Origin of the sequence: Komagataeibacter xylinus NBRC 15237 (assembly GCF_001571345.1) — a bacterium.
Classification (GTDB): Bacteria; Pseudomonadota; Alphaproteobacteria; order Acetobacterales; family Acetobacteraceae; genus Komagataeibacter; species Komagataeibacter xylinus.
In genome coordinates this window covers 1-24,425 of the sequence record NZ_BCTP01000042.1, presented here as the reverse complement: position 1 = coordinate 24,425, position 24,425 = coordinate 1, and the positions used below count along the sequence as shown (strand labels likewise).

At 63.1% G+C, this 24,425-nt stretch carries 18 protein-coding genes, 2 pseudogenes and 1 other annotated feature; of the genes and pseudogenes, 6 read left to right on the top strand and 14 right to left on the bottom strand.

Annotation, left to right across the window (positions count from 1 at the left end):
* Positions 1-182 precede the first annotated feature (182 nt).
* The 13 genes from GXY01S_RS13425 to GXY01S_RS13360 form a co-directional block, all read right to left on the bottom strand.
* A complete protein-coding gene (locus tag GXY01S_RS13425; RefSeq protein WP_061275854.1) occupies positions 183-1,454 on the bottom strand; it encodes an NAD(P)/FAD-dependent oxidoreductase in 1,272 nt (423 codons plus the stop codon).
* Between the two features lie 92 nt (positions 1,455-1,546).
* Entirely contained in the window at positions 1,547-2,473 is a 927-nt protein-coding gene (locus tag GXY01S_RS13420; protein ID WP_061275852.1) for a 2-hydroxyacid dehydrogenase, read from the bottom strand.
* A gap of 10 nt (positions 2,474-2,483) precedes the next feature.
* Positions 2,484-3,347, bottom strand: a complete 864-nt coding sequence (locus tag GXY01S_RS13415; RefSeq protein WP_061275858.1) for a GNAT family N-acetyltransferase — start codon at positions 3,345-3,347, stop codon at positions 2,484-2,486.
* 65 nt (positions 3,348-3,412) lie between these two features.
* Positions 3,413-4,873: an NAD-dependent succinate-semialdehyde dehydrogenase gene (locus tag GXY01S_RS13410; RefSeq protein WP_061275850.1), complete on the bottom strand. Its 1,461-nt coding sequence runs from the start codon at positions 4,871-4,873 to the stop codon at positions 3,413-3,415.
* The gene (locus GXY01S_RS13405) at positions 4,851-6,755 is read right to left on the bottom strand and encodes an ABC transporter ATP-binding protein (protein ID WP_082770876.1); all 1,905 of its coding nucleotides are present in this window, start codon (positions 6,753-6,755) and stop codon (positions 4,851-4,853) included. Before GXY01S_RS13405 ends, GXY01S_RS13410 begins: the two co-directional genes overlap by 23 nt.
* On the bottom strand, positions 6,752-7,558 hold the full coding sequence (locus GXY01S_RS13400) for an ABC transporter permease (protein ID WP_061275848.1): 807 nt from the start codon (positions 7,556-7,558) through the stop codon (positions 6,752-6,754). The genes GXY01S_RS13405 and GXY01S_RS13400 overlap by 4 nt, the downstream gene beginning before the upstream one ends.
* Complete coding sequence (locus GXY01S_RS13395) at positions 7,555-8,511, bottom strand: ABC transporter permease (RefSeq protein WP_061275846.1); 957 nt, start codon at positions 8,509-8,511, stop codon at positions 7,555-7,557. Before GXY01S_RS13395 ends, GXY01S_RS13400 begins: the two co-directional genes overlap by 4 nt.
* Entirely contained in the window at positions 8,508-10,091 is a 1,584-nt protein-coding gene (locus GXY01S_RS13390) for an ABC transporter substrate-binding protein (RefSeq protein ID WP_061275844.1), read from the bottom strand. Before GXY01S_RS13390 ends, GXY01S_RS13395 begins: the two co-directional genes overlap by 4 nt.
* 162 nt (positions 10,092-10,253) lie before the next feature.
* A complete protein-coding gene (locus GXY01S_RS13385; protein ID WP_061275842.1) occupies positions 10,254-10,922 on the bottom strand; it encodes a haloacid dehalogenase type II in 669 nt (222 codons plus the stop codon).
* A 313-nt stretch (positions 10,923-11,235) separates the two neighbouring features.
* Positions 11,236-13,656 (bottom strand): TonB-dependent receptor plug domain-containing protein, encoded by a 2,421-nt coding sequence (locus GXY01S_RS13380; protein ID WP_110570434.1) that lies wholly within the window; start codon positions 13,654-13,656, stop codon positions 11,236-11,238.
* Between the two features lie 589 nt (positions 13,657-14,245).
* The gene (locus GXY01S_RS13370) at positions 14,246-15,319 is read right to left on the bottom strand and encodes a tartrate dehydrogenase (RefSeq protein WP_061275836.1); all 1,074 of its coding nucleotides are present in this window, start codon (positions 15,317-15,319) and stop codon (positions 14,246-14,248) included.
* The gene (locus GXY01S_RS13365; protein WP_061275834.1) at positions 15,316-16,491 is read right to left on the bottom strand and encodes an amidohydrolase; all 1,176 of its coding nucleotides are present in this window, start codon (positions 16,489-16,491) and stop codon (positions 15,316-15,318) included. The genes GXY01S_RS13370 and GXY01S_RS13365 overlap by 4 nt, the downstream gene beginning before the upstream one ends.
* Before the next feature lie 5 nt (positions 16,492-16,496).
* Positions 16,497-17,981: an aldehyde dehydrogenase family protein gene (locus GXY01S_RS13360; protein WP_061275833.1), complete on the bottom strand. Its 1,485-nt coding sequence runs from the start codon at positions 17,979-17,981 to the stop codon at positions 16,497-16,499.
* 350 nt (positions 17,982-18,331) lie between these two features.
* On the opposite strand from GXY01S_RS13360, the gene GXY01S_RS13355 reads away from it, so the two are divergent.
* The 5 genes from GXY01S_RS13355 to GXY01S_RS13335 all read left to right on the top strand — a co-directional run bounded on the left by GXY01S_RS13355 (position 18,332) and on the right by GXY01S_RS13335 (position 23,354).
* Entirely contained in the window at positions 18,332-18,634 is a 303-nt protein-coding gene (locus GXY01S_RS13355) for a (2Fe-2S)-binding protein (protein WP_061275831.1), read from the top strand.
* Entirely contained in the window at positions 18,616-19,986 is a 1,371-nt protein-coding gene (locus GXY01S_RS13350) for an FAD/NAD(P)-dependent oxidoreductase (protein ID WP_061275829.1), read from the top strand. The genes GXY01S_RS13355 and GXY01S_RS13350 overlap by 19 nt, the downstream gene beginning before the upstream one ends.
* A complete protein-coding gene (locus tag GXY01S_RS13345; protein ID WP_255210447.1) occupies positions 19,983-21,125 on the top strand; it encodes an NAD(P)/FAD-dependent oxidoreductase in 1,143 nt (380 codons plus the stop codon). The genes GXY01S_RS13350 and GXY01S_RS13345 overlap by 4 nt, the downstream gene beginning before the upstream one ends.
* 198 nt (positions 21,126-21,323) lie before the next feature.
* Positions 21,324-21,821, top strand: a complete 498-nt coding sequence (locus GXY01S_RS13340) for an Lrp/AsnC family transcriptional regulator (protein ID WP_061275827.1) — start codon at positions 21,324-21,326, stop codon at positions 21,819-21,821.
* 153 nt (positions 21,822-21,974) lie between these two features.
* Positions 21,975-23,354: an aminotransferase class III-fold pyridoxal phosphate-dependent enzyme gene (locus GXY01S_RS13335; RefSeq protein WP_061275825.1), complete on the top strand. Its 1,380-nt coding sequence runs from the start codon at positions 21,975-21,977 to the stop codon at positions 23,352-23,354.
* A gap of 35 nt (positions 23,355-23,389) precedes the next feature.
* Here the strand turns inward: GXY01S_RS13335 and GXY01S_RS17340 are convergent.
* Positions 23,390-23,571, bottom strand: a pseudogene (locus GXY01S_RS17340) (IS5/IS1182 family transposase); the annotation flags it as partial.
* Positions 23,572-23,909: 338 nt separating this feature from the next.
* On the opposite strand from GXY01S_RS17340, the pseudogene GXY01S_RS19035 reads away from it, so the two are divergent.
* Positions 23,910-24,425: pseudogene (locus GXY01S_RS19035) on the top strand (transposase); the annotation flags it as partial.
* Positions 24,197-24,313, top strand: a sequence feature (AL1L pseudoknot). It overlaps the preceding pseudogene by 117 nt.

Here is a 24,425-nt window from a genome sequence, read left to right as displayed (position 1 = left end):
AGATGATTTAGACGCGTTTCTTGCCTGGGTAAGGGCACGCCAAGAATCCTGAAAGGTCGGCTTCTTTCGCTACATGCTGCATGCGTCGCGTAGAACAACCTCGTCGCACACTCCCCGACACCATCCGATCCAGTGGCCTCAGAAAATGGGCTCATATCGGTCAAAGGAGATAGCCTTTGATATTATGACAGGTAATCCTTGATGCGGTAATAAGCGCCCACCACCGGCAGGAAATGCTCCGCCACGCCATACATGGGAATGGGTGGCCAGGGCATGCCGCGCAGCGGATTGGCCTGCGGGTTGCCTGCAATCACCTCGGCCATGCGCTGGCCCATATAGACCGACATCTGGGTGCCATGCCCACTATAGCCCATGGTGTAGAACACACCATTCCATTCACCCGCGCGCGGCAGGCGGTCGACGGTCATGTCCACATCGCCACCCCAGCAGTAGTCAAGGCGGATGTCGGGCAGTTGCGGGAAGGTGGCCCTGATCGCGGCACGGAGCATTTCACCGCTTTTGATGTCCGACTTCCGGTCGGATTTGGAGAAGCAGGCCCGGCCACCAAAAATCAGCCGGTTATCTGCCGAGACACGGAAATAGTTATGGATGTTCTGCGTGGTCACCACATTGCGATTCCCCGGCATGAGGGCCGCAATGGTTGCCGTATCCAGCGGCTCGCTTGCCACGATAAAGCTGCCAACTGGCATGATCCTTCGCCGGAAGAAGGAAGGTCCGTTGCGGCTCGTGCCCGTCGCCATCAGCACAGCCCCCGCATCGATCGCACCATAAGGGGTGGTGACCCGGGTCAGGCTGCCCTCGCGGCGCAGGGCGATCATGGGTGTGTTTTCAAAAATCTGGCCGCCGGCCTTAAGCACGCTCTGGGCAAGGCCGATGCCGAAACGGCCCATATGCATCTGCGCACTCTGCGGGTACAGCAGGCCGCCAAAGAACTGCGATGACCCGATTTCCCCGCCCAGGTCGGCCGCCTCTATGAGGCGCGCATCGGGGTCCACCTGCGTGGCAAGGCGGGCCTGGTCGGCGCGTAGCGCATCCATGTGCTGCGCGCGGCTGGCCAGCTTGAGCTTGCCACAACGGCGGAACGAACAGTCGATCGCGTTTTCCGTCACGATGGTCTCGACCGTGTTGACCGCCTGGTTGAAGACTTCATACAGCCGGGCCGCCGTCGCCTCGCCCAGCCTGGCGCAGGCCATGCCGTAATTGCCCGCAAGGCCGTTATTGACATGGCCGCCGTTGCGGCCCGAGGCCTCGCCAATCACCGGCCCCCGGTCAATCACGACAACGGATGCGCCGGAGCGGGCCAGCCTAAGTGCCGCGGACAGGCCACTGAAACCCGCGCCGATGACAACAACATCCGCCTTGCCCGGCAGGGCCGCGTGCGGTGTGCCCTCAAAGGTCGGGGCGGTATCAAGCCAGTAGGAAGTCAGCTTCATGGAAAACAGCTCCGAATGCCATCTCTAGGCAATAAAAAACCAGACACGATGCCGCAGGCAAAAAAACGCCCTTTCGTGTATCGTGGCGCAGATCAGTATCCTGTCCTGCGGTCGACCAGCCCCACCGGGGCCTCGCCGTTGCGGTAACGGCGGATATTCTCGACAATGGCCATGCCACCGCTTTCAGTGGGCGTCATGCTGGCGATATGGGGAGTGATCAGCACATCCGTGCGGTCCCATAGCGGATGATCGGCGGGCAGTGGTTCGGGGTCTGTCACGTCAAGAATGGCGGAGGCAAGCTGGCCGCTGTCGAGGGCCGCAATCAGGTCGTCAGTCACCAGATGCCGCCCGCGGCCGCACTGCACCAGGCTTGCCCCACGCGGCAATTGCGCAAACAGGTCGTGGTTGAGGATGCCCGTGGTCTCGGCGGTTAGTGGCAGCAGGCAGATGAGAATATCGGTCGAAGCCAGGAACGCCCTGAGCCCGTCCTCATCGGCAAAGCACTGCACCTTGTCAATCTCGCGCGCGGAGCGGGCCCAGCCCTGTACCACGTATCCCATGTCGCGCAGGGCATAGGCCACCGGCACGCCAAGCTGGCCCAGCCCCATCACGCCCACGCGGAACCGAGCGGCCTCGCGCACTGGATAAGCCTGCCACACATGCGCGCGCTGCTGGCTGGCATAGCGCAGCATATCACGCTGGATGGCGCGCACGGCAAACTGCACATACGCCACCATGCCCTCTGTCAGGCCGGTTTCGATCATGCGCACGATCTTGATGTGCGGCGGGATCGCGGCCAGGTCGAACTGGTCGATCCCGGCCCCGACCGAAAACAGCACCTTCAGGTTGGGAAAGCGCTCGACAAGGTCTTCCGGCGGAACCCATGTGGCAAGGTATTCCACCTCGGCCGGATCACCGATATCGGGCCAGATACGAAACGGGATGTCGGGCAGGTGCTCGGCAAACTGCCTGCCCCAGACCTCGGCCCTTTCGATGGTGGATTTAATGACAAATGACATGCGACTCTCCTTAACCAAAAGCCTGGCTGCACAGGGCGAAACGCTGCATCGGGCCGACATCGGCATTGCCACCACTGGTGCTCATGGCCGCAACCGCATCGACCCGTAGCAGGCCAATCTCGTCCAGCCAGTGCGACAGCCCGCAATCCTGCGGAATATCAAGGCGCATGAACTGCCCTGCATGACTCCCTATCCAGTAGGCGATCATGGCGGCGGCATAATCGGTGCGGGTGGCCATGACCGGCCCGACCACCATGCCCCAGCCGAATTTGCGGCAAAAAGCGTAGCCTGCCACCTTGCCCCCGTCATCAACGATAACCCCCTTGGCCAGCGACAGGAGGGCCATGATCAGGCGGCGGCGATTCATGCCACAGGCCTGCGTGTCGCACGCCACGATGGCTTCAAGGTCATTTTGCCCGGCGGGGCGCAGGCGTACGCCCACTGGCAGGGCAATCAGCGGCTGGGCGGCAGCATTGCTCTGGCGCTGCTCCACAATGCCGCAGGGGCGAAAGCCCATCTTCTCATACAGGGGCACGCCGGTGGGCGTTGCGTTGAGGTGGATCACCACGCCGGGCAGCGCATTGCGCGCCTCGACCATGAGCCGCTTGCCGATGCCGTGGCCCTGCCATGCATCGGCCACAATCACCATGCCCAGGGAGGCATGCCCCTCACCATAGCGCCACCACATGATGGTGCCGATGATCTCGCCCGTCGGGTTCAGGGCCACACGTCCCTCCCCCACCGAGAACATGAACTGCCAGTCCTCAAGGCGATGCGGCCATGACAACGCCTTGGACAGTGCATAGCCGGCTTCAAGGTCGGCCTCATGCATGGGCCGGGTTTCAATCCGGGTCAGCAGGGCGGCATCAGTCATGGTCATGTCCCATCATAGCGGTCATTGTTCCGGTTCTACGGATTTCGGGGCTCGTCGCGCCGGGTTCAGGCCCGGGCTGCGCCCATGTGGAAGCTCTTGAGTTCAAGGAATTCATCAATGCCCGGATGGCCGCCCTCACGGCCGAGGCCGGACTGCTTCACGCCACCAAAGGGAGCAGATTCCATCGAGATGGCCCCCGTATTGAGGCCAACCATGCCGAATTCAAGCGCTTCACCCACCCGCCACGCGCGGTCGAGGTCACGGGTAAAGAAGTAGCTGGCCAGACCAAACGGCGTGCCGTTGGCCATACGCACCGCATCTTCCTCCGCATCAAAACGGAAGATGGGCAGGACCGGGCCAAAGGTTTCTTCCGAGGCAATGCGCATCTGCGTCGTGACACCGGTGAGCACGACGGGGCTGACAAAGCAGCCTTCAACACTGAGCGGCGCGCTGACATAACGCGCGCCCTTATCCAGCGCGTCGCTGACATGGGCCTCGACCTTGGCCACGGCGGCAGCGTTGATCAGCGGCCCCATGGTGCTCCCTTCCTCCAGCCCGTTGCCCACCTTCAGTTCGGCCACAGCCTGCATCAGACGCTCGACAAAACGGTCATGGATGGCGTCATGCACGAACACGCGGTTGGCGCAGATGCAGGTTTGCCCGGCATTGCGGAACTTGCTGGCCATGACACCTTCGACCGCCAGCTCGATATCCGCATCCTCAAACACGATGAACGGCGCATTGCCGCCCAGTTCAAGGCTCAGGCGCTTGATGGTGGCGGCGGACTGTTCCATCAAAATCGAACCCACGCGGGTCGATCCGGTAAAGGACAGCTTGCGCACGGTCACGTTGGTGCTGAGTTCGATGCCCACGGCATCCGGCATGCCGGTTATGACGCTGACCAGCCCGGCGGGCACGCCTGCGCGCTCACCCAATACGGCAACCGCAAGGGCGGAAAACGGCGTGAGTTCGGAAGGCTTGACCACCATGCCGCACCCGGCGGCAAGGGCCGGGGCGCATTTGCGCGTGATCATGGCAAGCGGGAAATTCCACGGCGTGATCGCCGCCGTAACGCCTACGGGTTCCTTGAGCACCAGCACATGACGGCCCGGCGTGGGGGGCGCAAGGATGGCGCCATCAATCCGCCGTGCCTCCTCGGCAAACCATTTGAAGAAGGAGGCCGCGTAACGCACCTCGCCACGCGCCTCGGCCAGCACCTTGCCCTGCTCGATGGTCATGATCCGCGCCAGATCATCGACATTGTCCAGAATCAGGTCATGCCACGCCATCAGGATGGCCGCGCGCTCGGCGGGCAGGCGCTTCTTCCATTCGGCCTGCGCGCGTGCGCAGCCCTCGATGGCCTGGGTCGCCTGCGCGCGTGTGCAGGCGGGCACATGGCCGATAATTTCGCCCGTGGCGGGATTATCGACCGCGATGCGCGCGCCATCGGCGGCGTCCTGCCACTGGCCCGCAATATAGGCCTGCTGGCGGAACAGGAACGGATCAGAAAGATGCAGGGTCGTCATGACGTACCTCTTCGGGGCTATCGGTTCCGGAAATCGGGCGGTTATGAAAATCGGGGCATGAGCCGTCGTCCCCATCAGGGACAAGCGCCGCAGCGTTCGTGAAGCATGCAATGCGCGCGCCACCAGGCAATATCTGCACGGGCACGGGGTTGTGATCGCAGGTGCCGGGCATGCGTACGTCACAGCGCGGGAAGAAGCGGCAGCCACCCTGCGGGGCCACCTGCAGCGGCTCCGGGCGGCCCGCCTGTCGTGCAGTCATGGCCTCGGTCAGCCAGCCCGCCCGCATTTCCGGCACGGACGAGACCAGCAGGCGCGTATAGGGGTGGTGCGCACCGGTGGTGAGCGACTGGCTGCTGTTATGCTCCACCACCTTGCCGCCATACAGCACCGCCACATCATCGCACACGGCCCGCACCGCATGCAGGTCATGGGTGATGAAAATGTAGGAAATGCCCAGTTCACGCTGGAGTTCGGCCATCAGTTCAAGAATGGCGGCGGCGACGACCGGATCGAGGGCTGCGGTAATTTCATCGCACAGCACAAGGTCGGGCCGGGCCGCCAGCGCGCGGGCGAAGTTGATGCGCTGCTTCTGCCCGCCTGACAGTTCACCGGGCAGGCGGTCGAGCAGGGCATGGGGCAGGCGCACCATATCGAGCAGGCGGGCGGCCTCGTTACGGGCTTCGGCACCCTTCAGCCCACGGAAGAAGGTCAGCACGCGTTCGATGCTCGCACCGATGCGCCAGGCCGGGTTGAGCACCATGTCGGCATTCTGCGCCACAATCTGCAACCGGCGGCGCTGCTCGCGCGTGCGCCGAGCAATGTCAGGGGCCAGTGCCTCGCCGCGGAAGGTGACCTGTCCCGCCGCCCACGGCTGCAGGCCCGAGATGGTGCGCGCCAGTGTGCTCTTGCCACAGCCCGATTCCCCAATGATGCCCAGCGTGCTGCCACGCGGCACCGACAGGCTGACCTCATCAAGAATGCGCCGCTCGGGCAGGCCCGCCGCATCCAGCCTACCATAACCGACAATAACACCCGACAGGTCGAGAACCGTCTCAACCGCCCTGTCGAGCACGGGCGCGGGAAAGGTCGTGCGCGGCGGGATGCGGCATGCCGCCACGAGTTCGCGCGTATAATCATCACGCGGGTTGCCCAGTATTTCGGCCACCGGGCCGCTTTCGCGCACCTGCCCGTGGCGCAGCACTACCGCATGGTCGGCAATCTGGGCCACCACCGCCAGGTCATGGGTCACATACACGCCGGTGATGCCGCGATCAGCCAGCACGCTGCGGAAGGCGGCAAGCACCTCGATCTGCGTCGTGACGTCAAGGGCGGTTGTCGGCTCGTCGAACACGACGATCTCGGGGTCGGTCACCAGCGCCATGGCCGCCATGAGGCGCTGGAGCTGCCCGCCTGAAAGCTGGTGCGGATAGCGCGCGCCGATCGTTTCCGGATCAGGCAGCGCCAGCGCGCGAAACAGGTCGATCATCTTGTGCTCGGCCTGCGCGCGCGTCATGGACCAGTGCACCCGCGCGGGTTCAATGACCTGCTGGCCAAGGCTGAGTGCCGGGTTGAACGCAGTGCCCGCGTTCTGGGCCACGTAACTGATCGTCCGCCCCCGGAACGCCCGCAGTTCGCCCGCCGTCATGGTGGTGACATCGTGCCCCGCCACCATGATCCGCCCCCCGCTTATGGCGCAGCCCGCACGGGCATGGCCCAGCAGCGACAGGGCGATGGTGGTCTTGCCCGAGCCGGATTCCCCGATCAGGGCCAGCATCTGCCCTTCCGCCACGTCCAGGCTGACATCACGCACGATGGGCACCGCCGGACCATGCCTGCGGCGGCCCACGATCTCGAGATTGCTCACGGAAATCATGTGCGTCATGAGCGTCGCCCCGCCGTTGCGTCCAGCACCAGGTTGATGCCTACCGTCAGCACCGCAATCACGATGGTGGGCAGCACCACCGCCACGGCCCCATAAACCAGCCCCAGCACATTCTCGCGCACAAGCGAGCCGAGGTCGACCAGCGGCGGTTGCACCCCCAGCCCCAGAAAACTCAGGTTGCTCAGCAGCAGCACGGCATAGATGAAGCGCAGCCCCACATCAGCCAGCAGCGGGCCACGCATATTGGGCAGGATTTCACGCCAGATGATGAACAGCCGCCCCTCGCCCCGTGCCATGGCCACCGTGATGTAGTCCATCCGCGCTATGCGCAGCGCCAGTGCCCGGCTGGTACGGTACGCGCCAGGCGTGTAGATTACCCCCATGGTCAGCACCAGCGCCATAAGCGAGTCACCAAACGCCGCGATGACCAGCAGCGCGCATAACAGGCTGGGAATGGACAGGATGCCATCCATCAACCGGCCTGCAACCTGTTCCACCCATGCCGGGGTGGCCGTGGTGGCAACCCCGAGCAGGATGCCGCACCCGCATGAAAACGCGGTGGACAGCGTGCAGATCAGCACCGTATAGCGCACCGCGTACAGCAGGCGGCTGCCCAAGTCGCGGCCCAGATAGTCCGTGCCCAGCCAGTGCTGGTGCGATATCGGGGCGAAGACCTGCGTATCGATGATCTGGCCAGGCGCGTACGGGGCAAGGAGTGGGCCAAACATAGCCAGCACCAGCCAGAACCCGAACAGCATGCCCACGCGCTGCGTGGCCGAAGGCAGTGATACGCGCACTTTCATGCCCCGCGCCCCTTCCGCACGGATGCCAACGCCACGATATCGGCCAGCGTGGTCAGGAACAGGTAGGTCAGGCAGAACAACAGCGCGCAGGACTGGATGATCGGCACATCACGCAGCATGACGGAATCTACCATCAACTGCGCTAGGCCGGGATAGTTGAAAATGGTCTCGATCACCACCACCCCCCCCAGCAGCGATGACAGGCTGAGGGCTATGGCGTTGGCCACCGGCCCGATGGCGTTGGGCAGCGCATGGTGCAGCACGATCCGTATGGGCGGCACACCCTTAAGCACCGCCATTTCGATATAGGGCGCGGAAAACACATCGATCATGCACGCCCGGATCATACGGATCATCTGCGCCATGGTAATACTGGCCAGCGTGCTGACCGGCATGGCGAAGGTGAGAATGAACTGCCCCACGGAATGAATGGACCGGATATCGGACAACGCGGGCACGATGCGGAACTGCACGGCGAACACGAACACCGCCACTGTTGCGATCAGGAACGCGGGCACCGACACGACGCCCAGCGTCAGCACGGTCATCACCCGGTCGAAATGCGTATCGCGCCACGTGGCGCAGGCCAGACCCAGTAGCAGCGCCAGCGGCACGGACACCACCGTGGTCGCGCCCGCCAGCAGCAGGGAGTTGTACAGGCGCGGTGCCAGCATCTCGCTTACCGGGCGGCCAGTCAGCAGCGACGTGCCCGGATCGCCATGCAGCATGCCCGCGCACCAGTGCATGAAGCGCAGCCACAGCGGCTGGTCCAGATGCAGGCTGTGGCGCAGGGCCTGTGCCGCGGCAGGCGTTGCGTTCTGCCCCAGCAGCATGTCGGCCACATCACCGGGCAGCGCCGCCGTCATGAAAAAGATGGCTACGACCACGAACACCAGCGAACACAGCGCCGTGCCGATGCGGCGCGCGACCAGCCGGGCCAGACCCGCGCTCATGCCGCGCCATCCGCAAGCCAGACGTGACTGAGGAAATCATAGCCCATCAACTGCCCCGCCTGACTGGGGCGCAGGCCACGCACGCGGGGGCTGAAGGCGTCAAGGCTGGTGGTGAAGGCAGGCAGGCAGATGCCCGCGCCCTCATGGATCATCACCTGCATGTCATGATAGATCTGGCGACGCACGGTTTCGTTACGCTGGCTGCGCGCATCAAGCAGCAACTGGTCGAAACGCGGGTCATGCCAGCGCGATTCATTCCATGGCGCACTCGAGGCGAAATTGAGCGCGAAGGTCATGTCCAGCGACGGACGCGGATTGGTGTTGCCAAAACCCATGGGGGTTTTCATCCAGTATTCGGTCCAGTAGCCATCTGCGGGCATGCGGCGGATGGGCAGGTCCATGCCGATCTGCTGGGCGGCATATTGCAGCACCACTGCAATATCGACCGAGGCCAGGGCCGCGGGCGAACACAGCACCGGCACCCCTGAATCCATCACCCCCGATTTCCTGAGGTGAAAACGCGCGCGGTCGGGGTCAAACGGGCGCTGCGGCAGGTCGGCGGCAAAATAGCGGTTTTCAGGTGCGATCGGCTGGTCGTTACCCAGACGCGCAAACCCCAGAAAGACCGAATCACGCACCTGCTCGCGGTTGAACAGGTATTTCATGCCCGTGACGAAATCCTGCATGCGCCCCGGCCCCTGATCGAGGCGGATGGCAAGGTCGGTATAGGTGCCGACCGGGCTTTCCAGCAGGCCGAAGCCACGCCCGCGCAGCATGCGCACAAGGCGCGGATTGACCGAGGCGATGATATCCACATCGCCCGCCAGCAGGGCGTTATGCCGCGACATGTCATCGGAAATGCCGGTCATGTCCACGCTGTCGAGCCATGGCGCGGGACCACCCCAGTAATCGGGATTGCGTCGGCCCGAGGTACGCACGCCGGGCGAGAATTCGGTGCAGATAAAGGGGCCGGTGCCGTTCTCACGCGAAAAATCGGTGGTGCCCTCGCGCACGATGCAAAACCCCACAAGGCCCAGCATGGAGGGAAAATCCACGTTCGGGCCATTGAGGGTGACCTGCACCTCCAGCGGGCCCGTGGCCTTTATCTCCGCCATTTCCTGCGCCACGGCGCGCTGCTGCGAGGCGGTGGCCGGATCCTTGTGCCGTGCGAGGGAATAGACCACATCGGCCGCCCCAAGGGCCGCACCATCATGGAAGGCGACGCCCCGGCGCAGGGTGATGTGCCATGTCCGCAGGTCGTCACTTTCGATGCGCTCGGCCAGTGCTGGACGCGGTGTCATGTCCGCATCTAGCGTAACCAGCCCATCATAGAACATGTGGCCGCGTATGTAGTCGGTCGCCAGCGCGAAGCGGGCGGGATCAAGCGTATCGGCGGTGGAGGCGGCAAGCCCCGCGAAGTTCAGGTGTCCACCCCGGCGCGGCGGCTCACCGCTGACGGCCTGCGCCCGCGCCGCACGGGCCGGCAGGGCCGCCGCCACCAGCCCGGCAGCCGCCAGCCGCAGTACCTGCCGCCGACCGGGGCCGCCTGTCGTACTGGCGGCAGCACGACAATGCCGCATCAGGAAACGGCACCCTCTGGCGGGGAAACCCGCCAACATGACCCGCCCGGCGCGCAGGCGGGGATCGTCTCGGTCCAGATGCTGGCAGGTGTGATGCTGGCAAGTTTCATGAAACGCGTCCCTGCAGGTGCGGCAATGGCGGATGGGCGGACGGGGCGGGGCTTACAGGCCGAGAACGCCCGGCAGGCCACCGATATCCCTGATCTCGGTATAGCCGTATTCGGGGGTGGAGGGTTCGTGCCCACGCGCCACGAACACCTTGTTGCGAATGCCCAGGTCACGCGCGGTCATGAGGTCGTAGCGCAGCGAGGACGAGACATGCAGGATGTCTTCCGGCCCGCAGCCGAGCATGTCGAACATGTATTCGAACGGGCGCATATGCGGCTTGTAGGCCTGCGCATCTTCCGCCGTCAGCACCGTGTGGAACGGGGCACCGATATTGGCGACGTTAGAATGGATCTGGCTGTTCATGGCATTGGACAGGATGACCAGCGGGAATTCCTTCGCAACGCGGCGCAGCGGCTCGGTCACGTCGGGCCAGGGGCCCCAACTGGGCACTGCGTCATAGAATTTGTTGGCCACGGCTACATCGAAGGGAATGTTCCAGCGCTTGCAGGTCCGCTCCACCGCGCCAAGCACGACATAGCGGTACGGCTTCCATGTGCCGAGCACCTCGTCCAGGCGATAGGCGGCGAAATCCGCCACGAACTGGTCCATCCTGTCCGCCGGGATGACATCGGCGTAGAGCTTGCGGGCCGTCTCACCCATTTCAAAATGGATCAGCGTACCGTAGCAGTCGAATGTGATGAATTTAGGCTTGAAAAGAGACATGGCTGGTTAACACCTCACTCCGTATTGTCTGGCAGTAAATCATAGAACCGGCATGGGGGAACGTCCATTTAAGCCCTGTTCGCAGCATAATATGTCGAATTGAAAACTGCTGGGAGCACACTGTGCTGCACCCACCACACGGTGGCATAACCCGCCGTTTTTTCATATTATCCAGCAAGATGGCGCGGGCATGCGCCACCTCCCCTTCCGTGCCGGGGTGCATGCTGCGGGGCATGGATGCACCATAACGCATGCGGGGGCGGCATATTGTGCCGTCCCCTGCACTCCCCCGTCATGGCATGCAGGGGACGCGCTACAGCTTGTAATTGACCTGCAGATAGTAGAACCCGCCATTATAGCCGATCTGTTCGGCATTCACGTCGTAGCCATAGGCGCCTTCGTAGCGGAACTGCTCGGGCAGCTTACGCTGCTTGGCGTTGCCAACGTTATTCGCACCCAGCGCCACCCGCCACTGCGGCGTGACCTGGTAGCCAAAGACAAGGTTGGTTTCATAACGCGGCGTGTTGACGAAGCGCATGAAGTTCGTGTTCGAATACGCATTGGCACCCGTATAGTATTCGAGTTCCGAAGTGGTGCGGCCGTACCGGATTTCATGCACCGCGAAATCCATCTTGCCGTAATGCCACACGCCGCCAAAGATCACCTTGTTGCGGGGCGTGTAACTGGTCAGATAGGCCTGCTGCTGCACATTGAGCAGCGCGTTGCCGTTCCCGTCCTCGCTGACATGGCGGATATTGGTCTGGTTGAAGTTGGCCGACACATCCCAGTTGATGCGGCCAAAGCGGCCCAGGCGGGTCAGGTAGCTGGCCGTGATGTCCAGGCCGCGCGTGCGCGTGCTGGCCGCGTTGGCGTAGTACGACGCTGTCACTGCCGTGGGCGAAATATCCGGCGCAACCTGGAAGCCATCGAGGTTCAGCGCCTCGATCGCGGCGGCGCCGTTATATACGCCCGCCGCCATGATGCGGTCGCGCAGGTCGATCTGATAGGCATCAACCGTCACATGCAGGTCCCTGAGCGGGTTGAGCACGATACCCGCGCTGAAATTGGTCGAACGCTCGGGCTTGAGCGCCTTGGCCCCCAGCATGCGCGCACCAGCCGAATTGACGGGGATATAGCCACTGGCGGTGGTTGCCGCGACCGACATGTTCGACCAGTGCTCTTCCGCCAGGGTCGGCGCGCGGAAGCCGCTCGAGATCGTGCCACGCAGGCCGAAATACCTGTTCACGTCATAGCGCGACGACACCTTGCCGGTTTCGGTATCGCCCGCGTCGGTATAATGCTCGAAACGCCCGGCAAGGTCGATCTGCCAGCCCTTCAGCAGTTCGGCGGAGACATCGACATAACCCGCCGTCACATCACGGTTGCTGTTGCCCGCGTTCTGCGGGCTCAGGCCATGGAAGCTGTCAGCACCCAGCCCGTAATAGGAGGCATAGTCACCCGCGCCGATATGGTAGCTGTCATAGCGGTACTGCGCCCCCAGGGCGAAATTGAGCGGCCCGGCCAGCACCGGAACGTCGAAGGCCCGGCGCACGCCTGCATCCGTTGTCCACTGCGTATTGCTGAACGACATGAGCGAAAAGCGCGTGGGCGTCTGCCCCGTGGCGGCCAGAATGGTCTTGTTGACGCTGTTGAACAGGCCCATCTGCTCGGAATCGCCGCCATAGGTGGTGCTGACATCCCAGTCCCAATTGTATTTCTGACCCTTGAAGCCGACGGTCACGCCGAAGTCGTTTTCGTCAATGCTTTCCTGCGGGCTGTAGCCATAGGGATACATCGCCACGGCGGTGCTGGGCGTGCGGTAGTCCTCATAGCTTTCGCCATTGCGATGGCCGAAGGTGGCGAAGGAATAGAGCTTCACATCCCTGTTGATCTCGAACTCCATGTTATACGAAATCGTCTCGCGCTGCTGGCGCGGGTTGCCGATATCCATGAAGTCGTTGCGGCCCGTGCGACTGTCGGGTGTCGCGCGGAAGGTATGGTCCTGGTATTTGTATTCCGCGCTGACATCAAAAAAGCCACGCCCGTAAAGCGAAGTGCCCCAGTTGAAGGATTCCCCCGAGGTAAAGCCGTCGCCGGCCTCATAGCCGCCATTGATGGCCTGCGCCTCGAACCCGCCCGTACCGTGCTTGAGGATGACATTGACTACGCCCGCGATGGCGTCCGAGCCATACTGCGCCGCCGCGCCATCCTGCAGGATTTCGATATGGTCAACGGCGGAAACCGGGATCATGTCGATATCAACCGGCGTCGTGCCCTGCTGCGGCCCGGCATTGTTGGACAGCACGGCCGTGTTGTGGCGCCGCTTGCCGTTGACAAGGATCAGCGTCTGGTCAGGTGTCAGGCCGCGCAGGCTGATCGCGTCGGTCATGTTGGCGCTGCCGTTCACACGCGCCGAGCGCGCAACCGAAGGCGCAAGCTGCATGAGCGCGTCACGCACATCGGCCTGCCCGGTCTGGGCCAGTTGGGCCGCGGTCACCACCTGGATGGGGCTGACACTCTTGCGCGCCGTCTGGTGCGGATCGCGCGTGCCGGTCACGATGATCTGTTCTTTCTCGCCGCCATCATCCGCCTGTGCGGTCGGGACGGATGAAGCTTTTGTCAGTATCTTGCGTGCCTGTACGGCAGACTGTGCGTAAGCCGCACCCGGTCCATCCAGCATACAGGCCGCCACGAGGCCCGTTGTTGCCGTCAGGATAAATACTTTTCTATTCATCCACCCGTCCTTGTTTTCTGGCATCCGCATGGTGGCTTCGCGTTTCAGGAAATGGGTATTTCCAGATATTTGCAGGCACACGCACCGAATATAAACATTGCAAAAAAGGAACACATGTGACCGGGACAGCCCCATCACGCTTCATCGGTGCGGCATGGGATCTATCAGGCATTTCGTTACTTTCACGAATCAGTTTATTCATGAACCGCGAAAAATATCATTTCGTTTTCGATTTATAATTGGCAGAATATACCATTCTGCAGTCGTTTTCAGATGGGTCTAAAAAACTGTGTTTTTATTCAGCAGTTTATGAATAAATACTGCGAGACACCCATTCCCCGAAAAAATGGCTACGAAATTCGTCAATAGGGGAACATTCAGCCCGTTATTACATGATGTATTCAGATGAAGGGCCGATAGAATGCCTGATGGCCATGCCCTGATAAAAATAAAACGGTTTCCGGAAGCAGCCTTTTCGTAAAAAGGCTGCTTCCCCTGATGTGTTGCAAAAAAAACATCATCATAAACATCCTCATGATTGCCGGATGTTCCTTGGGCCGACTTTCCAGCCAGCCCTCTGGCATTGATATTACCTGATTTTATGCAGGGCCGCCGCAATGGCCGCGCCGAATTCGGCCGTGCTGGCCGTCCCGCCGATATCTGGCGTGCGGGGTACCGCCGGGTCCGCCAGCGCCGTCTCGATCGCGCGCAGCACCAGGCGGCCTGCCTCAGCCTCGCCAAGATGATCAAGCATCATCGCGGCCGCCCAAATCTGGCCCACGGGGTTGGCGATGTTGCGCCCGGCAATATCGGGTGCCGAACCATGCACCGGCTCGAACATGGAGGGATAACGCCCCTCGGGGTTGATGTTGGCCGAAGGGGCAACCGCGATGGTGCCGGTAACGCCCGGCCCCAGGTCGGACAGGATATCGCCAAACAGGTTGCTGCCCACCACCACATCGAAATATTCGGGCGAGAGGACGAAGCGCGCGGCAAGGATGTCGATATGGTGACTGTCGGTCCGTGTCGCGGGATACTGGGCCGCCATCTTCTCGAAGCGCTCATCCCAAAACGGCATGGAATGGAACAGACCATTGGACTTGGTGGCCGATGACACATGCGGCCGCCCCAGCTTCTGGGCGAGTTCAAAGGCGTAGCGGATGATGCGGTCGGTGCCATGGCGGGTGAAGACGGCGGTCTGCACCACGCCTTCGGCATCCGTGCCCTCGGCAAAGCGGCCACCGATGCGCGAATATTCGCCTTCGGTGTTTTCGCGCACGATCCAGAAATCGATGTCACCGGGCCTGCGATCGGCCAGCGGGCACCGGATGCCGGGCAGCAGGCGCACCGGGCGCAGGTTGACGTACTGGTCAAAGTCGCGGCGGATGGGAATGAGCATGCCCCACAGCGAGATATGGTCCGGCACCGTGGGGTAGCCCACGGCACCGAGCAGGATGGCGTCATGCTGCGACAGGCGGTCCATGCCATCGGCGGGCATCATGCTGCCGGTGGCGAGGTAGGTCTCGCAGCTCCAGTCATATTCAGAATAGCTGAAGCCGATATTGCAGATCTCGCCAACGGCGTTGAGCACCGCGAGCGCTGGCGGCATGACTTCCTTGCCGATGCCATCACCGGGCAGAACCGCAATCTTGTATGTTTTCATGATAATCCGTCCTTGTGCGCGTGCTGCGCAAGATAAGAGCGGGCCAGGCGCTCCCAGTAGTCCACGCCCCGGCCAATCACGCTGTCATTGAAATCATAATCAGGCGCATGCAGCACCGCTGACGCGCCATTGCCAATCCAGGCATACGTGCCCGGACGCTGCTCAAGCATGAAACCGAAATCCTCCGACGCCAGGCTGGGCGCCACGTCGGTCTCGGCGGGCGGGTAACCTTCCCCGTCCATCTCGTGCATGACATGGCGCACCAACCGCGTCGGCCCGGGCGCATTGACCGTGACCGGATAGGGGCTGTGGAATTCCACTTCCGCGCGCACCCCGCAGGCCTGCGCCGTATTTTCAGCCATCAGGCCCAGTTCATCACGCAGGCGGTCAAGCGTGGCGCGGTCGAGCGCCCGGATCGTGCCCGCCAGTTCCGCGTGCTCGGGCAGGATGTTGTCCGCGCTGCCGGCATGGAAGGTGCAGACCGATACCACAGCGGGCACCAGCGGGTCGGTCCGCCGCGCCACAAGCTGCTGGATAGCCTGCACAAGGCTCGCCCCCGCCACCACGGGGTCTGCCGCCAGATGGGGCTGGGCCGCATGGGCCCCGCGCCCGATCAGGCGGATGCGGAACCGCCACCCCCCTGCCATGATCGACCCGTTGCGCACCGCAAGCTGTCCTGCCGCAAGGCCGGGCCAGTTATGCAGGCCAAAGCAGGCCTCGGCGGGGAAGCGTTCAAGCAGCCCTTCCTCAATCATCACCTGCGCGCCAGCCCCGCCTTCCTCGCCGGGCTGGAACACGAAATGGATGGTGCCCCGTTCCGGCGGGCGGGCAGCCAGCCGTGCCGCCGCCCCCAGCAGCATGACCGTATGCCCGTCATGCCCGCAGGCATGCATGCGCCCCTCATGGCGCGAGACATGGGCGCAGGTGCCACGTTCATGCACCGGCAGGGCGTCCATGTCGGCGCGCAGGATGATGGACGGGCCGGGACGCGCGCCGTGCAGGGTGGCAACCACGCCGGTGCGGGCCAGGCCACGCACGGGCGTGTATCCGGTCTCGGCCAGGTATTCGCACACCAGGTCAGCGGTGCGGACTTCCTCAAAACGCAGTTCGGGATGGGCATGCAGGTCATGGCGCAGGGCCGTCAGCCCCGCAACGCTCGCGGCACGGATCATGCGCCCTACCCCTCGAACGCCATGAGCACGCTCTTGTGCCGCAGGTTGGCCTCCACCGCCTCGCGGCCCAGATCCTTGCCGATGCCCGAACCGCCAAAACCACCGGTCGGGATGACAAAATCAGCCGAGCGTCCGTAACGGTTGACCCACACCGTGCCCGCCCTGAGCTGGCGCACCGCTCGCATGGCGCGCCCGAGGTCAGCGGTATGCACGCCCGCGGCCAGCCCGTACTCGGGGTGCGCGGCCAGAGCCAGCGCCTCATCTTCCTCCGTAAAGGTCTGCACGGTCAGGACGGGACCGAATATTTCCTCGCGCACCGCCACGTTCTGTGCTGTCACGTTGGTCAGCACGGTAGGCGAGAGGAACGCGCCGCCGCTATTGGGCAGCAGGCGGCGCATTGGCACAACCTGTTCGGCGCCCGCCGCACAGGCACGGCTGACAATGCCCTCCACCCGCTCGGCCTGAGCCGGCGAGATGATCGGTGCGTAAGCCGTTCTTTCATCCCATGTGGGACCGGGCCTGACATGGCCTGCCAGCGCCACGATCTTTTCAACCAGCGGCCCGGCCACCTTTTCATGCACGATCAGGCGCGAACCGGTCACGCACACCTGTCCTGCATTGCCGCTGAAGGCACGGAATATCCGGGCCGCGACCGTGTCAACACAGCGGATGTCCTGGTAAACCACCTGCGGACTCTTGCCGCCCAGTTCCAGCGTTACCGGCTTGGGGCCGCTTTCGGCCGCCGCCTTCATCACCGCAATGCCGGTACGGGTGGAGCCGGTAAAGGTCAGCTTGCCACACAGCGGGTGACGTGACAGCGCATCCCCCACCACCGCGCCATGGCCCTGCACCACGTTGAACAGACCTGCCGGCAGGCCCGCCTGCTCGCCCAGTTGCGCGAGCAGCACGATGGAGAACGGCGTCATCTCGGACGGCTTGATCACCACGCCATTGCCCGCGATCAGGGCCGGGGCCACCTTCCAACTAGCCATGACCAGCGGGAAATTCCAGGGCGCAATGGCGCCGATCACGCCATAAGGCTCGGCGATGGTCATGCCCAGCAGGTCGGACTGCGTGGCCGCGACATTCCCCCCCAGCTTGTCGGCATATTCGGCAAAGAAGCGCAGCCCCTCGGCCGTGAACGGCACGTCCCAACTGGTGGTCTCGGCAATGGGGCGGGTGGAGCAGAAGGATTCAAGGCGCGCAAGGCGCTCAAGGTTTTCCTCCACCAGTTGCGCCCAGCGCCGCATGACCCGTGCACGCTCACGCGGCGGGCAGGTAGCCCAGCCACTCGTGGCCTGCACATGGGCCGCCTGGCGCACCGCCTGGTCCACTACATCGGCATCGCCTGCGGGCACATGCCCCACGATCACGCCGGTGGAGGGCGCATGAACCGCGATCCGCTCTCCACCCGTCAGTAGCTGGCCACCGACAAGATGGCCCTCGGGAATATCGGCAAGAGCCGGATCGAAAGACAGGGAGGCGGACATGGCACGTTTCCTGAAAACCTGATGCGTTGGTCCGTGCCGCCTGGCGGCAGGCGGGATAGACGCCCCGGATGGCCTGCGGGCCACGGCACGGAAACTCCTGCGCCGATCCTACACGAAAGGCAGGACATTATGTTTCGTACACGCGACGGAAACAGCACTTCCTGCTTTCCTGCCCCGGTTTTTTTTGAACAAATTCCAGCATGTCTGCCCAATCATCGGGAACATGTAAATTCATGTTCGCCCCGCACCTTTCCCGGTGCCATGATGTCATCATCTGCCAACGCCCCGGTCGCATCAGGCCCCGGGCTGCGCCATCCGACCCCGCGGCCCCAACCGCACAGAGAGGACCAATGCCGGCTTTATTCCGACGCGTGGCCGAGAAGGACCGCAAGACCATCCACCTGTTCGTGGATGGGCATGAAATCGAAGCCCGTGAAGGCGACACCCTGCTTGTCGCCCTGCTGACCCGGACCGACCGCCTGCGCCACAATGAGTTCGATGCCAGCCCCCGCGCCGGCTTCTGCCTGATGGGCGCATGCCAGGACTGCTGGGTCTGGACCGAGGCAGGCGAGCAGTTGCGCGCCTGCTCCACCACGGCACAGTCCGGCATGCGCATCACGACAACGGAGGTCCCATGGTTGATCAACCGGTAATCGTCATCGGGGCGGGGCCTGCGGGCACCCGGGCCGCGCAGCGGCTGGTGCAGGCGGGGCTGCGGCCTGTCGTCATTGATGAAAACGACCGCCAGGGCGGCCAGATCTATCGTCGCCAGCCCGAGAATTTCCGCCGCCCGGCCGAAAAACTCTATGGCACCGAAGCCGCGAAGGCCACGGCGCTGCACACCGATTTCGAGACGCTGCGTCCGCATATCGACTATCGTCCCGGCACCACCGTGTGGGGCGTAAGCGAGACCGGCCTCATGACCGTGCGCGCCAGCACGGTGGATGTGGTACCCTTCAGCCGCGTGATCATCGCGGCCGGTGCTACCGACCGCATCATGCCGGTGCCGGGCTGGACCACGCCGGGCACCTACAGCCTAGGCGCCGCCCAGATCGCGCTCAAGGCGCAGGCCTGCGCCATTGGCGGCAGGCCGGTCTTCATGGGTACCGGCCCGCTGTTGTATCTCGTGGCGTGGCAGTACCTGCGCGCAGGGGCCACGCCTGCCGCCGTGCTGGACACCAGCAGCCTGACCACCCGCCTGCGCGGTCTGCGCGGCATGGCCAGTCGGGCGCGCGTGGTGGCCAACGGCGTGCGCTACATGGCCGACCTGGCACGTGCGGGCGTGAAGCTGCATGCCGGGATCACGCCCCTTGCGATAGAAAGCAGCAACAGCCACGTATCGGCGGTAACGTGGCGCGATACGAAGGGCGCACTGCGGCAGGTTGCGTGTGATGCGGTGGGCATGGGCTATGGCCTGCGCTCGGAAACGCAGTTGGCCGACCTGCTGAAATGCGAATTCATGTTCGATCCCTGCTTCCAGCAGTGGCGGCCGCATGTTGACCGCAATGGCCGCACCACCCGCCCTGATGTCTATCTTGCGGGTGATGGCGCGCTGCTGCGCGGGGCCGATGCGGCGGAAGCTGCGGGCCAGCTTGCCGCCTGCGCCGTGCTGCATGATACCGGCCACACCATTGACCAGCATGAAACGGCGGGCCTGCACGAAACACTGGCGGTCATGAACCGCTTTGGCCGTGGCCTGGCTCAGGCCTTTCCATGGCCCGCCCACCTTGCCGCCAGCCTGCCTGATGACACGGTGGTGTGCCGCTGCGAAAACATTACCGCAGGCGAGATCCGCCGCGCGGCGGGCGAACTCGACGCACCGGAAATGAACCGCGCCAAGGCCCTGACCCGGCCCGGCATGGGGCGCTGCCAGGGGCGCATGTGTGGACTGGCCGCAGCCGAAATACTGGCCGCAGCCCGCGAGGTGCCGGTACGCGAGGTCGGGCGCCTGCGTACGGCAGCGCCGATCAAGCCCCTCCCCCTCAACTGCACGGTAAAATCATGATGGCGTATCCGACACAGCGCATGCAGGCCGATGTCATCATTGTCGGCGGCGGCTTCATGGGGGCGGCAACAGCCTTTTTCCTGCGCCAGCAGGGGCTGTCGGTCATCCTGCTCGAGCGTGACCTGGTGGGACAGGCGGCAAGTGGCGTCAACTTTGGCAATGTGCGCCGCCAGAGCCGCTTTCTGGGCCAGCTGCCGCTCTCCAACCGTTCGCGCGACATCTGGGTGCGCCTGCCTGAACTGATTGGCGAGGACGTGGAATTCGTGATGAGCGGCCACATCCTTGTCACTACCCATGAAAAGGACGGCGCCCGGCTGGAAAAATATGCCGTGGACTGCAAGCCCTACGGGCTGGACCTGACCATCATGACCGGGGATCAGGCACGCGCGCGCTTTCCCATGGTCGGGCCCGATATCCGCACGGTCTCGTATTCCCCGCTCGATGGCCATGCCAATCCCCGCCTTGCCGCCCCCGCCTTTGGCCGGGCGGCAAGGCGGGCGGGTGCGCGGATCATAGAGAACACCACGGTCACGGCCATTACCAAATCCACTGAAGACTTCATTGTCGAGACCACGACGGGCCAGTCCTACCAGGCACCGCTGCTGCAGGTTTCCAGTGGCGCATGGGGCCGGGCCATGGCCGCGCGCTTTGGCGAGGATATTCCCTTCAGCGCCAACGGGCCGCAGATGGGCGTGACCGAGCCGGTGCCCTACCGCATCGAACCGGTCATTGGCTCCTCCTCGAGCGTGCCGGAGGAAGGGGTTTATTTGCGGCAGGTCAAGCGCGGCAATATCGTGTTTGGCGGCGGGCTGCGCAGTGTCGCGAACCTCGAAACCCGGCGCGCGCCGATCGACCCGCTCAACACCATGCGACAGATGTCCCATCTTGCAAACCTGGTGCCCGAGATGGCACGCCTGCGCATCATCCGCACCTGGTCGGGCGTGGAGGGCTATGTGGGCGACAACCTGCCCATCATGGGGCCGAGCGGCAAGGTTGCGGGACTGTTCTATGCCTTCGGCTTCTGCGGACACGGCTTCCAGCTTGGTCCGGGCGTGGGGGCGACCATGGCGGAACTGATCGCTACCGGAAAAACCGATATTCCGCTCGAAGCATTTGATATAAAAAGATTCGGATCCTGATTTCATCCCGCATGCGGCTGCGCATGCCCTTGCTGTTGGCGTGCAGCAAGCCTACTATCGGGGCCACGTAACGCAAGGGAATGGAACCATGGCGCGCCTCTCATGCCCCGGCGGGGCAATGCGTGGTTCTTGCGACCATTTCATTGCTAATAAGTAACATGTTAATGGTTTTCATACGGACAAAGGTAAGCTGCAAACATGGTGCCCCAGCCTAAACTGGACCGGATTGACCTGCGTATCCTTGCCCAGTTGCAGCGCAACGGCAGGCTGACCAACGTGGAGCTTGCACGTCGGGTCGGGCTGTCAGCCAGTCCCTGCCTGCTCAGGGTCAAGCGCCTGGAAAAGGCGGACTATATCGTAAGCTACGGCGCGCACATCAACCTACAGAAAATCAGCAGTCTGCTGACCGTATTTACCGAGGTGACGCTGTCCGATCACCGGCGCGATGATTTTTCGCGCTTCGAGAGCTATGTGCAGAAGATTTCCTCGGTCGTGGAGTGCCATCTGGTCAGCGGGGGCTATGACTACCTGCTCAAATTCATGACCCGCAGCGTGGATCATTACCAGGAAATCGTGGAGACGATGCTTGATCGCAATATCGGCATCGAGAAATATTTCAGCTATATTGTCATCAAGTCCCCCATCATCAAATCCGCCGTCACAATCGAAAGCCTGCTTGACGACAGCAAGCCCTGACAGGCGGCCCGGGCTGCGGAATGATGCTCCACAGTAGCGCGAAAGAACGGCATAATCTGCTACCGGCGTGGTATTTAGCGCACCATCTTCTGTCGGGTTCGGGCACAATCGGCAAGTCTGTTACAACTCCCCCAACTTCTGACTGAGCCCGACATGACCCCAGAGAAACTGATTTCCATCGACAGGGACCACCTGATCCATCCGGTCTCCTCCTGGCGTGATCAGGAGCAGTTCGGCCCCCGTATCCTGCATTCCGGCCATGGCACATGGCTCAAGGACATTCACGGCAAGGAACTGCTTGATGGTTTCTCGGGGCTGTGGTGCGTCAATGTGGGCTATGGCTGCAAGAGCGTGGTCGAGGCCGCGACCGAGCAGATGGCCCGCCTGCCCTACGCCACCGGTTACTTCGGCTATGCCAGCGAACCGGCCATCACCCTTGCCGGCCGGCTGGCCGCGCGCGCGCCGGGCAACCTGAACCGTATCTTTTTCTCGCAGGGTGGCTCGGACGCGGTTGACAGCGCGCTGCGCTTCATCCGCTTCTACCAGCATGCCAAGGGCACGCCCGAGCGCCGTCATGTCATCGGGCTTGCGCGCGGCTACCATGGCTCCACCTATACCGGCGCCGGGCTGACCGCGCTGGCCGCCTTCCATCGTGATGCCGATGTGCCGCTGTCGTGGCAGCACCACATCCCCAGCCCCTATGCCTACCGCCACCCGGGCGATAATAACGACGCGGCCGTCATTGCCGCGTCCGTCGCGGCCCTGAAGGCCAAGGTGGCCGAACTGGGCCCGGACAAGGTTGCCGCCTTCTTCTGCGAGCCCGTGCAGGGTTCGGGTGGCGTGATCGTGCCGCCCAAGGGCTGGCTATCGGCCATGCGCGAGGCCTGCCGTGAACTGGGCATCCTGTTCGTGGCCGATGAGGTCATCACCGGCTTCGGGCGCACCGGCCCGCTCTTTGCGTGTGAGCGCGAGAACGTGGTGCCTGACATGATGACGGTGGCCAAGGGCCTGACCTCGGGCTACGCGCCCATGGGTGCCGTGTTCCTGTCGGAAGACATCTACACCACCATCCGCGACAATACGCCGCCGGGTGTTGCAGTGGGTCATGGCATGACCTACAGCGCCCACCCGGTCAGCGCCGCCATCGGTCTGGCCGTACTGGACCTGTACGAGCAGGGAGTGCTGGCCAATGGCGTGAAGGCGGGCGCGCATCTGGCCAGCCGCCTGAACACGCTGGCCGACCACGCGCTGGTGGGTGACGTGCGCATCAGCGGCATGCTGGCCGGCATCGAACTGGTGACGGACAAGAAAGCCAAGACCAAGCCCGACGCCAGCCTGAAGATTGCCAGCAAGCTGGCCAGGATCGGTTATGACAAGGGCGTGCTGTTCCGTGCCTTTGGTGATGACATCATCGGCTTGGCACCGCCGCTGTGCTGCAGCGTGGAAGAAATCGACATTCTATGCGACCGCCTGACGGCCGTGCTCGATACGGTTGCCGATGATGCCAATGTACGTGCGGCGCTGCGACAGTAACAAAGCTTCAGGGTGCCCTCTTTTAGGCTCAGAATTCATAACCAGAAGATAACGGTAGCCGCGAGACAGATGACCGAGAAGAGACGGTCGGGCATCTGTCATAGCGCGTTGCGACACGACGCCAACCCTTGAGGCTGCCGGATATGATCTCGATCTGATTGCAGCGTTTGTATTTCCGCTTGTCGTATTTGACAGATTTTCCACAATATTTCCGTCCTCGAAAGTGTCCGATCTTCTGTGTATGAGCGATCTGATCCATGCTTCACCGAAAAGAAGCATGAATGACCATCTCGATGGAAATCGTCGACGAATTGCTGACACGCGTGGAGTGTCCTGAAGACCTGCTCGGAAACGCCGGACTGTTGATTTTCACTAAGAACTGACCCGGGCAGGGCGGAAATTTTCATCGAGAATTGATCCATGCCTCCACACTCCCCGGCAGCATCTGCTGGGGGTTTGATGAGTGATCGACATAGAGCTTCTGAGTGTGATCCGTCGGTGGCACTGAACTGCCCCGGGTTTAGCGGAGAGTAAAACTCTCGGAGGATGAGCCCTATGGTAGAGAAGAAGAAGACATCACGTTATTCGCCTGAGTTCCGTGAGCGCGCCGTGCGCCTTCTGGACGAGCATCGCTCGGATTACCCGAGCCTATCGGCGGCCTGTCGCGAGATTGGTGGCAAGCTTGGCTGCTCGGGCGACAGCCTGCACGACTGGAGGAAGCAGGCCCGGCGGGACGCGGGTGTGCAACCGGGGCCGACCTCGGCCGAGACGGCACGGATCAGGGCGTTGGAGCGTGAGGTTCGTGAACTGCGTCAGGCCAATGAGATTCTCAAGAAGGCCTCGGCTTATTTTGCTCAGGCGGAGCTCGACCGCCCGTTTCGCAAATGATCGCGTTTATTGAAACCTACCGTGCCGATTACGGGGTCGAGCCAATCTGTCGCGTTCTGCCGATTGCCCCGTCCACGTTTTACCAGCAGGCGGCCATGGCAGGATATCCGGCCAGGGCCAGCCCGCGTGCGCGGCGCGATAGGGAACTGATGGAACATATCCGGCGGATCTGGCAGGACAACC